The following is a 13,230-nucleotide window of genomic DNA, read 5'->3' as shown; positions in this document are numbered from 1 at the left end:
TTGCCACCACTAAAAATGAAGGTAGGATAAGTTTATGATTATCAACAAAATAGGAGAATTTTGCATACAAAATGACGAGTTCCTGAATGTGGCGCGGGTGTCGTGGGTGGGTGGCCGCAACATGCGGTACTTTCAGCGGGCCTTCACGCAGCTGCAGCGCGTGCTCACCTACCTCGGCGTGGGCCGCGTGGTGCTGGACCTCAATGCCCTGCCCGATGTGCCTGTGTATGACCAGCTGTGGCTGAGCACCAGCTTTATACCCTCGCTCCTCAAGCTGCCGCTGCGGCAGATGGTGGTGGTGCTCTCGGGCCAGCGCATCTACAACCAGCACGTACTGGAGGGCTTGCTGGCCGCAGTGGATAAAATTATTCCGTTTGACGTGCAGTTTTTTGCGAATGCGGAGGCTGCAATGGCCTGGCTTACTGATGATTCGCCTCGGCTGCCCGCCCTGTTTGCCGAGTGGGCCGCTGGCTGCGGTAGTGCCCCCGATGCCCCCAGCGTAGCGGCCGAGCCCCGCGTCCGCTACCAGCGCCGCGAGCGCGCCGACTGCCAACCTGACAGCTAACCGCACCTTGGAACAGCCTTTGAAACGAAGGGCTGGCTAGCAGGCCCTGCCTGTTAGTCAGCCTTTTATTGTTTCACCAAGCTATTCCTCTCCGATGTCCGAAACCGGCTCCATCTCCATTCATACCGAGAACATCTTCCCTATCATCAAGAAGTTCTTGTATTCTGACCACGAAATTTTCCTGCGCGAGCTGGTCAGCAACGCCGTCGATGCCACCCAGAAGCTGCAAAGCCTGGCCCGCCAAGGCGAGTTTAAGGGAGAGCTGGGCGAACTGAAAGTGCGCGTGACCGTGGACAAAGAAACCCGCAAAATCACGGTGTCGGACCACGGCCTGGGCATGACGGCCGAGGAAATCAAGAAGTACATCAACCAGATTGCCTTCTCCGGGGCCACCGAGTTTGTGGAGAAGTACAAGGAAACCGATGCTACGGCTAAAGACCAGATAATCGGGCAATTCGGCCTGGGCTTCTATTCGGCCTTTATGGTGTCGAAGGAAGTGGAAATCTGGTCGCAGTCCTTCAAAGACGACACGCTGACCGCGCACTGGACCTGCGATGGCTCGACCCAGTACACCATCGACGAGCCCACCGGCGAGCACGCCAAGGCCGAGCGCGGCACCGACGTGGTGCTGCACGTGGCCGACGATTCCGACGAGTTTCTCGAAGAAGCCCGCCTGCGTACCATCCTCACCAAGTACTGCAAGTTTTTGCCGGTGCCGATTGAGTTTGAGGGTGAGTTGATTAACGACACCACGCCCATCTGGACCAAGCAGCCCGCCGACCTCACCGACGAGGACTACAAGAAGTTCTACCAGGAGCTCTATCCCATGAGCATGGACGAGCCCCTGTTCTGGATTCACCTGAACGTAGACTATCCGTTTAACCTCACGGGTATTTTGTACTTCCCCAAGGTGAAGGACGAGCTGCAATTCTCGCGCAACAAGATTCAGCTGTATTCGCGCCAGGTGTTTATCACCGACGAGGTGAAGGACGTGGTACCCGAGTTTCTGATGCTGCTGCACGGCGTAATCGACTCGCCCGATATTCCGCTCAACGTGTCGCGCAGCTTCCTGCAAGCCGACGCGGCGGTGCGCAAAATCAACACCTACATCACCAAAAAAGTAGCCGATAAGCTGGCCGAGCTGTTCCGCAAGGACCGCTCCGCCTACGAAGAGAAATGGGCTGATATTGGGCTGTTTGTGAAGTACGGTATGCTCTCGGACGAGAAGTTTTACGAGCGCGCCAAGGACTTTGTGCTGCTGAAAAGCGTGGACGGTACCCTGCGTACTCTCACCGAGTACACTGAGCACGTGCAGGCCAACCAGCAGGACAAGGACGGCAACACCGTGGTGCTCTACACCACCGATGCCGAGCAGCAGCACGGCTTCGTGGCCGCCGCCCAGGAGCGCGGCTACGACGTGCTGAGCCTCGACCACATGCTGGACCCACACTTCATTGGCCAGCTGGAGCAGAAATTGGAGAAAACCACGTTTAAGCGCGTGGACGCGGCCACGGCCAGCCAGCTCATTGAGAAGGACGAAGCCCCGGCCAGCGTGCTCAGCGACGACGACCAGACCAAGCTGAGCGAAGTATTCACCAGCGCCATCAGTAACCCGGCCATGCACGTCAAAGTGGCGGCCCTCTCGCCGCAGGATGCGCCGGTGGTCATCACCCAAAACGAGTTTATGCGCCGCATGAAAGACATGCAGCGCACCGGCGGCGGCGGCGGCATGCAGATGTTTGGCGCCATGCCCGACTCGTTTGACGTAACCGTGAACGCCAACAGCCCGCTAGTGGCCAAGGTGCTCGCCGACGGCGGCGAAACCATTGCCAAGCAAGCCTTCGACTTGGCTTTGCTCACGCAAGGCTTGCTGAAAGGTGAGGCGCTCACGGCCTTCGTGAAGCGTAGCACCGAGCTGCTGTAAGCAGCTGGGCACTGACCTTACAAGTGTGTTTTCAATAATTAAACGCCCTTCTGGCCGCATGGCCGGAAGGGCGTTTAGCTTTTTCAAATGGCAGGTTAATTCTAACGTACAATGGTCGTATTAAATGCTACAAACCAGTACTCTTCTCTCTCCAATCGATTCCTTCCCAAAAGTCAATTAGAACGTCCCACTTTTGCTTTGAAATAGGATTCAGCCACTTGTCGAAACCCTGGTGATAATCAATTTTTTTGTGGCCGCAATTGTTTTGAATACTCTCGAACAATCCAATAATCATCAATTCATTGACATAGCTATCACAGTTTAACAGGATTATTTCCATTTGTGTAAATAAGTCCTGAAAAAAATTCGTTTGTCCTGCTTCTACTCTGTCAATAAGGAATCTTGCAATTTCTGCCATGTCTAAGTAGCTCAACCGCTCCGGGAATTCTTCATCATATTCATCATGAAGGTATTTGTCGAAGTGGTCCCTTAATTCTTTGTCAGTTGAAGTAAGGGCTAAAAAAAACCTGTCAACATGGCCAAGGCTAAATTCAGTATTAAAAGCTTGAGGTATCATTGGGAAATTGTAATTGACATTTACTTTGTCAAGCTGCCTTTGGCCCGTAGTGACAGGTAGCTGAAGTGACTGGATTGACGAAGTATTACTGAAACCGGAAGTTGAATATCGGCGGGGCGTAGTCCTACCGGAATGTGAATCTAGTGGTTTTGTTGGCGCCCTTCGATAGTCTCCGAATGATGCTGATATCAAGGCCGTTTCCTACTTGCGCGAAACCCGCAACAATGGCGACAAGCGTCCTACCTTTCAGCATGAAACAACTTCTCTGTATTCCCACCCTCTTCCTGGCCACGGCGGCCCTAGCCCAAAAGCCCGCCGACTTGGCCCACAACCAGGTGCAAGTGGCCAACGGCCGGCTGGCTGGTGCCACCGCCGCCAGCGGCATCCACGAGTTTAAGGGTATTCCCTATGCCGCGCCGCCCGTGGGCGAGCGCCGTTGGCAGGCCCCGCAGCCGGCCCCGAAGTGGACCAACGTACGGCCGGCCACCCAGTTTGGCCCGCGCGCCATGCAGCTGCCGCTGTTTGGCGACATGAATTTTCGCTCGAACGGCGTGAGCGAGGACTGCCTCTACCTCAACGTGTGGACGGGCGCGCAGGCGGCCAAGGAGCGGCGGCCGGTGCTGGTATACTTCTACGGCGGCGGCTTTGTGGCTGGCGATGGCTCGGAGCCGCGCTACGACGGCGAGGCGCTGGCCAAGCAAGGCATCGTGACCGTGACGGTGAACTACCGCCTGGGCGTATTCGGCTTCATGGCTCATCCTGAGCTTACCAAGGAGTCGCCCAAGCACGCTTCGGGCAATTATGGCCTGCTCGACCAAGCGGCCGCTATTCGCTGGGTGAAGGACAATATTGCGGCCTTCGGCGGTGACCCCGAGCACATTACGATTGGCGGCGAGTCGGCGGGCTCGTACTCGGTGAGCGCCCAAATGGCCTCGCCGCTGGCCAAAAACCTGCTAGCCGGCGCCATCGGCGAAAGCGGCTCGCTGCTGGGTTTGCAGCCGCTGCCCACGCTGGCGCAGGCCGAGCAAACCGGGGTGGCCTTTGCCAATAGCCTGGGGGCTAGCTCGCTGGCCGCCCTGCGGGCGCTGTCGGCCCAGCAGGTGCTGGAGGCCACGGGCAAGCCAACCGCCCCTCGTTTTTCGGCCATTGTGGATGGGTACTTCCTGCCCCGGCCGCCCGCCGAGATTTTTGCCTCGGCCAGCCAGGCGTCCGTACCGCTGCTGGTGGGTTGGAACTCGCAGGAAAGTGGCTACCAGGGCCTGTTAGGCCAAGCTGCGCCCACTTTGGAGAACTACCGCGCCGCTGTGCAAAAGCTATACGGCGACCGCGCCGCCGACGTGCTGAAGCTTTACCCCGCCGCCACCGATGCCCAAGTAGAGCAAGCCGCTACCGACCTGGCCAGCGACCGCTTCATCGCCTACGGTACCTGGAAATGGGCCGATATGCACGGCCAAACTGGCGACCAGCCGGTGTACCGCTACCTCTACGCCCGCCCGCGCCCGGCCATGACGCCCGAAATGGGCAACGCCACCGCCGGCCTGGCCGGCGGCGTAGTAAAGGGGACCGGCACGGCCGCCCCCACCCCGCCCGCCAAGGGCGCCGTGCACTCGGCCGAGATTGAGTATGCGATGGGCAACCTGGCCACCAACAAGGTATATGCCTGGACGCCCGATGATTACCAGGTATCGAAAACGATGCAGGCGTATTTCGCCAACTTCATTAAAACCGGCAACCCGAACGGCGCGGGCCTGCCCACTTGGCCCAAAGCTAGCAAAGGTGCCGCCGGGCAGCTGTTACGCCTCGATGTGACGACTAAAGACGAAGCCGACCAAACGCGCGCCCGCTACCTGCTGCTGGAGCAGCTCGCGGCGAAGTAGTGCCTGAGGCACGCTGCCTGAAAAGCCCCGTTGCCCACTGGCAACGGGGCTTTTTGGTGGATGAAGTGCGGCGGTTGGCAGAAAAAATGCGGGGGCGGGGTGCGTTCGGCTTCATTTTCGCGTTAAAGTGAAATTGACTGGACGGTTACTTTTGCCCCTCGTCCTTATTTAGCTTCTCCGATGCGTAAAATTCTGCTTGGTTTTCTGGTGTTTGTCGTGCTGCTGGTGGCCGCGCTGGTCGCCGCGCCGTTCCTGTTTAAGGACAAGCTGCGGGCGCTGGCCGACCAGCAGATTGCCCAGCGCGTGCGCGCCAAGGTGCAGTACAACCCCGACGATATCGGCGTGACGCTGCTCAGCACGTTTCCCGATTTGGGCCTGGATATCAAAAACCTGCGCGTGATTGGCCTCGACTCGTTCAGCCGCGACACGCTGGCGTACCTGCCCGATTTGAAGGTGGGCCTCGATTTGATGAGCGTCATTAAAGGCAAGCAGATTGACATTAAGAGCGTGGCCCTCGACCGGCCCGAGTTCTCGGTGAAGGTGCTCAAGAGTGGGCGCGCCAACTGGGATATTATGATTTCGGACTCGGCCGCCGCGGCCAAGGGCCAGGACACGAGCGCCGTGAACCTGGCCATCCGGGGCTGGGAAATAACCGATGGCCGCCTGCGCTATGAGGACCGCACCATCCCGTTCAGCCTGGATGCGCGCGGCGTGAACCACACCGGCAAAGGCGATTTTGCCCAGAATATCTTCGACCTCACTTCTAACACCACCATTGCCAAGCTCACGGCCAACTACGCCGGTATCGACTATCTCACTGATAAGCAAGTAGATGCCGCCATCGCCATGAGCATGGATTTGAACAAGAGCCTCTATACGTTCAAGGAGAACCAGGTGAAGCTCAACGACTTCCCGTTCAGCTTCGCGGGGGCCATCGGCTTGCCCAATGCCACGGACATCACGTATGACGTGACGTTCAAGGCTTTGCAAACCGACTTTAAGAACATCCTGAGCTTGGTGCCGGGCGTGTTCAACGCCCAGTTTAAGGACGTGGCGGCGAGCGGACAGGTGGCCTTTAATGGCTACTACAAGGGCGTGCAAAACAAGCTGCGCATGCCCGGCTACGGTGTGAACCTGGCCGTGACCAACGGCCGCTTCAAGTACCCGCAGCTGCCGCAGGAAGCCAAAAACATCAACGTGGCGATGGTGGTGGACAACCCCTCGGGCTTCACCAACAACGTGAAAATCAACGTGTCGAAGTTTCACCTCGACCTGGGCACCAACCCCGTGGATGGCAACGTGACCATCGACGGCCTGGAGCCCATGAAGGTAGACGGCCGCGTGAAGGCCAACGTAAACCTGGCCGAGGCGCTGAAAGTGTACCCCGTGGCCGGCCTCACTATGCGCGGCCAGCTGTTTGTGGATGCCACCGGCAAGGGCACCTACTCGAAAACCCAGATGCCGGTGGTGAACGCCGCCATCAAGATGACCAACGGCTACGTGAAATCGAACAAGTTTCCGGCCCCGATTGAGGATATTAACCTGAGCGGCACGGTGGTAAACGCCACTGGCCAGGTGAACGATACCTACGTAAACCTGCCCCAGTTTCACATGATGCTGGAGGGCGAGCCGCTCGACGGCCGCCTGGCGGCCCACAACATCAACGCGCCCGTGTTCGACGCCAACGTGAAGGGCACGGTGGACCTCACCAAAATCACCAAGATTTTCCCGCTCGAAGGCATGACCGTGACGGGCCGGGTGAGCGGCAACATCGCCGCCGCCGGCAACATGGCCGACGTGGAAGCCGGCCGCTACCAGAACGTGAAAGCCAGTGGCACGGTGCAGGCTAAGAACGTGACCTACAAGAGCAAAGACCTGCCGCAGGGCGTGAACATCAGCAGCGCGGCGGGCACGTTCAACAACAACCAGATTGCCATTCAGAGCCTGAACGGCACGGCCGGCACCTCCGACTTTGCGGCCAATGGCACGGTGAGCAACTACCTGGGCTACCTCTTCACGCCCGGCCAGGCGCTGAAAGGCACGATGAACGTGACCTCGCACAACTTCAACGTGAACGAGTTTATGGTGGACCCGGTGAGTGAGAAATCGACCGCCACCGGCAAGGCCGCCCCCGCCAAAGCCAACGGCGTGGTGCCCATTCCGAAGTTCTTCGACTTGGTGCTGAACAGCAAGGTGGACAACGTGACCTACGACAACCTGAAGCTGACCAACGCCAGCGGGGCCGTGACGGTGAAGAATGAAGTAGCCACGCTCAAAGATTTGACCTTTAACACGTTGGGGGCTACCTTCGGTACTACTGGCAGTTACAATACCCAGGACCTGGCGCACCCCAAGTTTGACCTGGGGCTGAACATCAAGAACCTCGATTTTCAGAAAGCGTTTAGCTCGTTCAACACCATCAAGGCGCTAGTGCCGCTGGCCTCGCAGGTGCAGGGGATATTCGGCACCAACTTTAGCGTGAGCGGCGAGATGGGCCAGGATATGCTGCCCAAGCTGAGCACGCTGAGCGGCAAGGGCTTGTTTGACATCGTGAAAGCCAGTGTGTTGCAGTCGCCGGTAATGTCGCAGATTTCGAGCCTCACCACGCTGCCCGAGCTCAAAAACCTGCAAGTGCTCAACAAGATTGTGGACGCCCAGATTGTGAACGGCAACTTCCTGGTGAAGCCCTTCGACCTGAACATCGGCGACGTGAAAATGACCGTGGGCGGCTCGAACAGCCTGGCCGGCGTGCTCTCGTACGTAACGGCCATCAACGCGCCCACCGGCAAGCTGGGCAACGCGCTGAGCGGCAAGCTCACGCAACTCACGGGCGTGCAAAACATCCAGGGTACCGACCGCGTGACGCTGGGCCTCAACATTGGCGGCAGCATGGCCAGCCCGGTGGTGAAGCTGACCAGCGGCAGCCTCAAGGACCAGGGCAAAGCCATTGTGACCAACGTGGTGAAAACCAAGCTCACCGACGCGCTGCTGGGCCTGGCCACCAAGAACAAAGCCAAGACTGACAGCACCCAGAAAGCCACCGCCACCACCCAGCAAAACTCGCAGGAACAGCTAAACCTGGAGATTCAGAAGAAGAAACTCGAAGCCCAGGAAAAGGCTAAGCAAGCCATTGGCGCGGGGCTGAACAGCCTGTTTGGCGGCCGCAAGAAGCCCACCGCGCCCGCGCCGGTTGACACGACCAAGAAGTAAATGTCTGAACCGCGGATTTATCGGATTCATCGGATTTTGGGGACAATTCCTTTTTCAACTCGCTCCGTTTGATTATTGCAACGCACAAAAAAGGCCCGTAGTAACGGGCCTTTTTTGTGAACGCTTGAATCGGCCCCAAAATCGTCACCAAAATCCGACGAATCCGATAAATCCGCGGTTCAGACATTTACTGCCAGCCGCCCCCTAGTGCCCGGTAGAGGTTCACGCTTTGCAGTAGCTGGGCCTGGCGGGCATCGGCGAGACTTAGCTCAGCTTCGAGCACGCTACGCTGAGCCGTAATTACCTCTAAATAAGAGGCATAGCCGGCTACAAACAGCTCGTTGGACGTGGATACGGCGCTTTGCAGCTGGGCCACTTCGCGGGCGCGGAGGTCGGCCACGGCGCGGTAGTTTTCGAGGCCTTTCAGGCCCACCACTACTTCGCGGAAGCCCGTTTGCAGGGCCTGCTGGTAGCGGTAGTAGCCCTCATAATTGTTGGCCACGGCCTGGCGGAAATCGGCCCGGTACTGCGCCCGGTTGAGGATGGGCCCCGCCAGGCCCCCGATGAGGCCGTAGGTCACGGAGCCGGCATCGAGCAGCAGGTTGGCCCGGAATGCGTTGAGGCCCAGGTAGGGCGTGAGGGTGAGGCTGGGCAAAAAGGCGGCGCGGGCGGCATCCACGTCAGCGCTGGTGGCGCGCAGCTCCAGCTCGGCCTGGCGCACGTCGGGGCGGCGTAGCAGCGCCGTGGCGGGCAGGCCGGCCCCGAGGCGGGTGGGCAGGCCCTGCTGATTGGGCAGCGCGGGGCCCCGCCCGATGGGCTGCGGGTAGCGCCCCAGCAGCTGGTTGAGGCTGGTTTCGGTTTCGGTAATTTGCTGGCGGGTGCCGTAGGCCAGGCTTTCGGTGCGCAGGGCCTGGGCGGCAAACTGCTGCACGGCCAGCTCGGTCACGCGGCCGGCTTGCTTCTGAATGCGAATCAGCCGTAGGCCTTCCTGCTGAAAGCGGGCGTTGCGCACCAGCGTAGCCAGCTGGTTGTCAAGGGTTAGGAGTTCGTAGTAGGCCCGCGCTACGTCGGCCACTACGTTGGTAATCACCAGGTTGCGGCCCTGTTCCGAGCCCAGCACGCGCAGGTAGGCCGCCTTGCGGCGGCTGCGCAGCTTGCCCCAGAGGTCGATTTCCCACGAGCTGCGCAGGCCCACGAAGTAGTCGGGCGTGAGGCCGGTGGGCACGCGCTGGTTGCCGTCGATATTCTGCGAGAGGTTGGTGTCGAAGTTGCCCACGCCCGTCATGGTGTATTTGCCATAGCGGTCGAGGCCTACGTTACCCACGGCCGTCACCGACGGAAACAACGCCCCGCGCCGCGCCAGGTACTGCGCCTGAAACACCTCCACGCGCTGCACGGCCACCCGCAAATCAAGGTTTTGCCGCAGCGCCGTGTCGATGAGCCCGACCAAAGCGGGGTCCTGGAAAAACTGCCGCCACGGCGTGGCCCCCACGCTGAGGGTATCGGTGAGCGGCGTTTGGGTGAATGTTTTGGGGGCGCTGGGGCTGGGCGCGGGGCCCGCGGGCGCGGCCACGCGGCAGCCCGCGGCCGCAAGTAAGAGGAAGCTGGAAACTATAGGAACGAGGAAGCGCATGGGGTTGTCGTGCTGGCGGGCGCCTCACCCCCCGGCCCCCTCTCCGAAAAGGAGAGGGGGAGCCCCGGCGGCGCGGGCGGTCGCTTTTTGTTAATTGATTGCTGCCCAATAGTGGAGCATCATCGGTAATCGGTCGGCTCCCCTCTCCTTTTCGGAGAGGGGGCCGGGGGGTGAGGCGCACGTTAGCTAAGTCAATGCGCCACCAGCTCCGGTTCCGGCGCACGCGCCGGCTCCGTCATCTCCTTCTCCCCGTCCAAGTTCTTCACCTTTTCGAAGCTGGCAAACAGCACGTAGAGGCCCGGTATCAGCACCATGCCAAACACGGTGCCGATGAGCATGCCGCCTGCCGCCGCCGTGCCAATGGAGCGGTTGCCCAGGGCCCCCGCGCCGCTGGCCGTTACCAGCGGAATGAGGCCCGCGATGAAGGCGAACGAGGTCATCAAAATCGGCCGCAGACGCGACACCGCGCCCTGCACGGCGGCCTCCAGCACGGTGGCCCCGGCGCGGCGGCGCTGCTCGGCAAACTCGATGACGAGGATGGCGTTTTTGCCCAGCAGGCCGATGAGCATCACCAGCGCCACCTGGGCGTAGATGTTGTTTTCGAGGCCCAAAAGCTTGAGGCTCACGAAGGCCCCGAATACGCCGGTGGGTAAACTCAGCAGCACGGGCAGGGGCAGCAGCAGGCTTTCGTACTGGGCGGCCAGCAGCAAATACACGAACACCAGCACGAGCGCGAACACGTAGAGCGCCTGGTCTCCGCTCAGGATTTGCTCGCGCGTCATGCCGCTCCACTCGTAGGCGAAGCCTTTAGGGAGCACCTTGGCCGCCACCTGCTGGATGGCCGTAATGGCGTCGCCCGAGCTGTGGCCGGCGGCGGCATCGCCGTTAATCATGGCCGAGGTGTACATGTTGTAGCGCGTCAGCTGGTCGGGGCCAAACACGCGCTCCAGCCGCACGAACGTGGAGAAGGGCACCAACTCGCCGCGGTTGTTTTTGACGTGCAGGGCCAGCAGGTCGTCGGGGCGGCCGCGGTACTCGGGGCCGGCTTGCACCATCACCTTATACATCTGGCCGAAGCGGATAAAATTGCTGGCGTAGTAGCTGCCGAGCAAGGTTTGCAGCGTGCTCATGGCCTGGTCCACGGTCACGCCCTTTTTGGCGGCCATGTCTTGGTCTACGTGGATGAGGTACTGCGGGAAGTTAGGGTCGAAGCCCGTGAACGCGCCGTTGATGGCCGGCTCCTTTTGCAGCGCCGCCAGGAAGGTTTGCGACACCTTGGCCGTCTGCTGCAAGTCGCCGCGGCCCGTCTTGTCCAGCAGCCGCAGCTCGAAGCCGCTGCTGTTGCCGAAGCCCGGCACCGTGGGCGGCGGCAGAAACTGAATTTCGGCGTCTTTGATGCCTTTCGTCTTGTCTTCCAACTCTTTAATGAACTCGGCTACCGACTGGTCGCGCTCTTCCCAGCCCTTGAGGTTAATCATGCCCATGCCGTAGCTGGAGCCGGCCACCTCGTTTACCAAGCTGTACCCAGCCAGCGTCGAAACCGACTCTACGGGCTTGAGCTTCTGCGCAATGCGCTGTACCTGAGCCAGTACGGCCTCTGTGCGCTCCACCGTAGCGCCAGCCGGCGTGGTCACGTTGATATATACCATGCCCTGGTCCTCGGTCGGGATAAAGCCCGAGGGCAGAATGCGGCTGATGCCCCAGGTGGCCCCGAAAAACAGCAGCAGCACTCCGATAGTGACCACGCGGCGGCCGGCAATGCTGTGCAGCAGCCGCTGGTAGCCGCCGGCTAGGCCTTCGTACTTGTTGTTGAAGCCCTTGAAAAACTTGCCTACCAGCCCCGTGCGCTCGCCCTCCTGGTGCTTGAGCATGAGCGCGCAGAGCGCCGGCGTAAGCGTCACCGCGTTCACGCCCGAAATGACGATGGCGATGGCCAGCGTGAGCGAAAACTGACGGTAGAACACGCCCACCGGCCCATCCATGAACGACACCGGGATGAACACCGCCGACATCACCAACGTAATGGCAATCAGCGAGCTACTGATTTCATGCATGGCCTCGTAGGTGGCCGTGCGGGCATCCAGGTGCTTTTCCTGCATCTTGGCGTGCACGGCTTCCACCACCACAATGGCGTTATCGACCACGATGCCGATGGCCAGCACCAATGCAAAGAGTGTCAGTAGGTTAATCGAAAAGCCCAGCATCTGCATGAAGGCCAGCGTGCCAATGAGCGCCACCGGCACGGCCAGCGCCGGAATGAGCGTGGAGCGCCAGTCTTGCAAAAACAGGTACACGATGATGAACACCAGCACGAACGCCTCCACCAGCGTACGCAGCACCTCGTGAATGCTGGCGTCGAGGAAGCGCGACACGTCGTAGGCGATGCTGTACTTCATCCCGGGCGGAAAGCTGGTGGCTTGCAGCTCGGCCATGCGGGCTTTTACGTTGGCAATCACCTCACTAGCGTTCGAGCCCGGCCGCTGCTTCAGCATGATGGCCGCCGAAGGCTGCCCATCGTTCTTCGAAGACATGCCGTAGGTGAGCGAACCAAACTCTACGTCGGCCACCGCCTTGAGGCGCAGCACCGAGCCGTCGGGGTTGGCCCGAATCACGATGTTGCGGTACTCCTCGGGCTCAAACAGCTTGCCCGTGTAGCGCAGCACGTACTGCAACTGCTGGGCCTTGCCACCCGAGCTTTCGCCCGATTTGCCGGGGGCCGCCTCCACGTTCTGGGCCCGGATGGCGGTCACAATCTCGTTGGTGCCCACCTGGTAGGCAGCCATGCGGTCGGGCTTCAGCCACACCCGCATCGAGTACTCGCGCGAGCCCATAATCTCGGCAAAGCCCACCCCATTAATCCGCTTGAGCTCCTGCAACACGTTGATATCGGCGAAGTTATAAATAAACTTTTCGCCCACCGCCTTGTCGTCACTCGTGATGTTGAGGTAGAGCAGCATCGAGTTTACCTCTTTCTCGGTGGTTACGCCGGCCTTAATTACCTCCTCGGGCAGCTCATCAATTACGGTCGTCACGCGGTTTTGCACGCCCACGGCCGCCAGGTCGGGGTCGGTGCCCACCTCGAAGAATACCGTGATGAGCGTCACGCCGTTGTTCGAGCTCACCGAGTTCATGTAGGTCATGCCCGGCACGCCGTTGATGGCGCGCTCCAGGGGCGTGGCCACGGCCTTGGCGCACACCTCGGCGTTGGCGCCCGTGTACTTGGCCGTCACGGTCACCGAGGGCGGCACAATGTCCGGAAACTGCGTAATCGGCAGCGTAAACAGCGCCAGCCCGCCCAGCAGCACCAGAAACACGGAGATGACCAGCGAGAGTATCGGCCGGCGAATGAAGATATCGAACATAAGCAGTAGCGTGGACTCTGCGAGTCCGCGCGTGAACGAATTGGAGGAGGAAAATCAGTGCTAAAAAGCTCACTGATTGATA

The 13,230-nt window shown here is 60.1% G+C and carries 7 protein-coding genes; 4 read left to right on the top strand and 3 right to left on the bottom strand.

Going from position 1 to position 13,230, the window contains the following annotated elements:
- Window positions 1–34: 34 nt before the first annotated feature.
- Together ACYVGC_RS20625 and htpG are read left to right on the top strand one after the other, a co-directional pair.
- Window positions 35–565 carry a hypothetical protein gene (locus ACYVGC_RS20625; RefSeq protein WP_460585752.1) on the top strand — a complete coding sequence of 177 codons (531 nt, stop codon included), beginning with the start codon at window positions 35–37 and terminating at the stop codon, window positions 563–565.
- A 94-nt stretch (window positions 566–659) separates the two neighbouring features.
- Window positions 660–2,489 (top strand): heat shock protein Hsp90 family protein, encoded by a 1,830-nt coding sequence (htpG, locus tag ACYVGC_RS20620; RefSeq protein ID WP_460585751.1) that lies wholly within the window; start codon window positions 660–662, stop codon window positions 2,487–2,489.
- Between the two features lie 127 nt (window positions 2,490–2,616).
- Here htpG and ACYVGC_RS20615 read toward each other — a convergent pair whose 3' ends face one another.
- A complete protein-coding gene (locus ACYVGC_RS20615) occupies window positions 2,617–3,066 on the bottom strand; it encodes a DUF7674 family protein (RefSeq protein WP_460585750.1) in 450 nt (149 codons plus the stop codon).
- A gap of 251 nt (window positions 3,067–3,317) precedes the next feature.
- Between ACYVGC_RS20615 and ACYVGC_RS20610 the strand changes: the two genes are divergently transcribed.
- Window positions 3,318–4,943: a carboxylesterase/lipase family protein gene (locus ACYVGC_RS20610; RefSeq protein WP_460585749.1), complete on the top strand. Its 1,626-nt coding sequence runs from the start codon at window positions 3,318–3,320 to the stop codon at window positions 4,941–4,943.
- A gap of 180 nt (window positions 4,944–5,123) precedes the next feature.
- Complete coding sequence (locus ACYVGC_RS20605; RefSeq protein ID WP_460585748.1) at window positions 5,124–8,153, top strand: AsmA family protein; 3,030 nt, start codon at window positions 5,124–5,126, stop codon at window positions 8,151–8,153.
- A 187-nt stretch (window positions 8,154–8,340) separates the two neighbouring features.
- Here ACYVGC_RS20605 and ACYVGC_RS20600 read toward each other — a convergent pair whose 3' ends face one another.
- Together ACYVGC_RS20600 and ACYVGC_RS20595 are read right to left on the bottom strand one after the other, a co-directional pair.
- Window positions 8,341–9,786, bottom strand: a complete 1,446-nt coding sequence (locus ACYVGC_RS20600; protein ID WP_460585747.1) for an outer membrane factor lipoprotein domain-containing protein — start codon at window positions 9,784–9,786, stop codon at window positions 8,341–8,343.
- Between the two features lie 191 nt (window positions 9,787–9,977).
- Complete coding sequence (locus tag ACYVGC_RS20595; RefSeq protein ID WP_460585746.1) at window positions 9,978–13,148, bottom strand: efflux RND transporter permease subunit; 3,171 nt, start codon at window positions 13,146–13,148, stop codon at window positions 9,978–9,980.
- Window positions 13,149–13,230 lie beyond the last annotated feature (82 nt).

This window comes from Hymenobacter arcticus, assembly GCF_054779975.1.
The sequence above is the reverse complement of the archived record's forward strand: the minus strand, read 5'-3'. Positions and strand labels throughout refer to the sequence as shown.

What these genes read in the sequence shown, in the direction of transcription:
- ACYVGC_RS20625 (WP_460585752.1), top strand. Translation starts at nt 35, where the DNA reads ATGATTATCAACAAAATAGGAGAATTTTGCATACAAAATGACGAGTTC.
- htpG (WP_460585751.1), top strand. Translation starts at nt 660, where the DNA reads ATGTCCGAAACCGGCTCCATCTCCATTCATACCGAGAACATCTTCCCT.
- ACYVGC_RS20615 (WP_460585750.1), bottom strand. Translation starts at nt 3,066, where the DNA reads ATGATACCTCAAGCTTTTAATACTGAATTTAGCCTTGGCCATGTTGAC.
- ACYVGC_RS20610 (WP_460585749.1), top strand. Translation starts at nt 3,318, where the DNA reads ATGAAACAACTTCTCTGTATTCCCACCCTCTTCCTGGCCACGGCGGCC.
- ACYVGC_RS20605 (WP_460585748.1), top strand. Translation starts at nt 5,124, where the DNA reads ATGCGTAAAATTCTGCTTGGTTTTCTGGTGTTTGTCGTGCTGCTGGTG.
- ACYVGC_RS20600 (WP_460585747.1), bottom strand. Translation starts at nt 9,786, where the DNA reads ATGCGCTTCCTCGTTCCTATAGTTTCCAGCTTCCTCTTACTTGCGGCC.
- ACYVGC_RS20595 (WP_460585746.1), bottom strand. Translation starts at nt 13,148, where the DNA reads ATGTTCGATATCTTCATTCGCCGGCCGATACTCTCGCTGGTCATCTCC.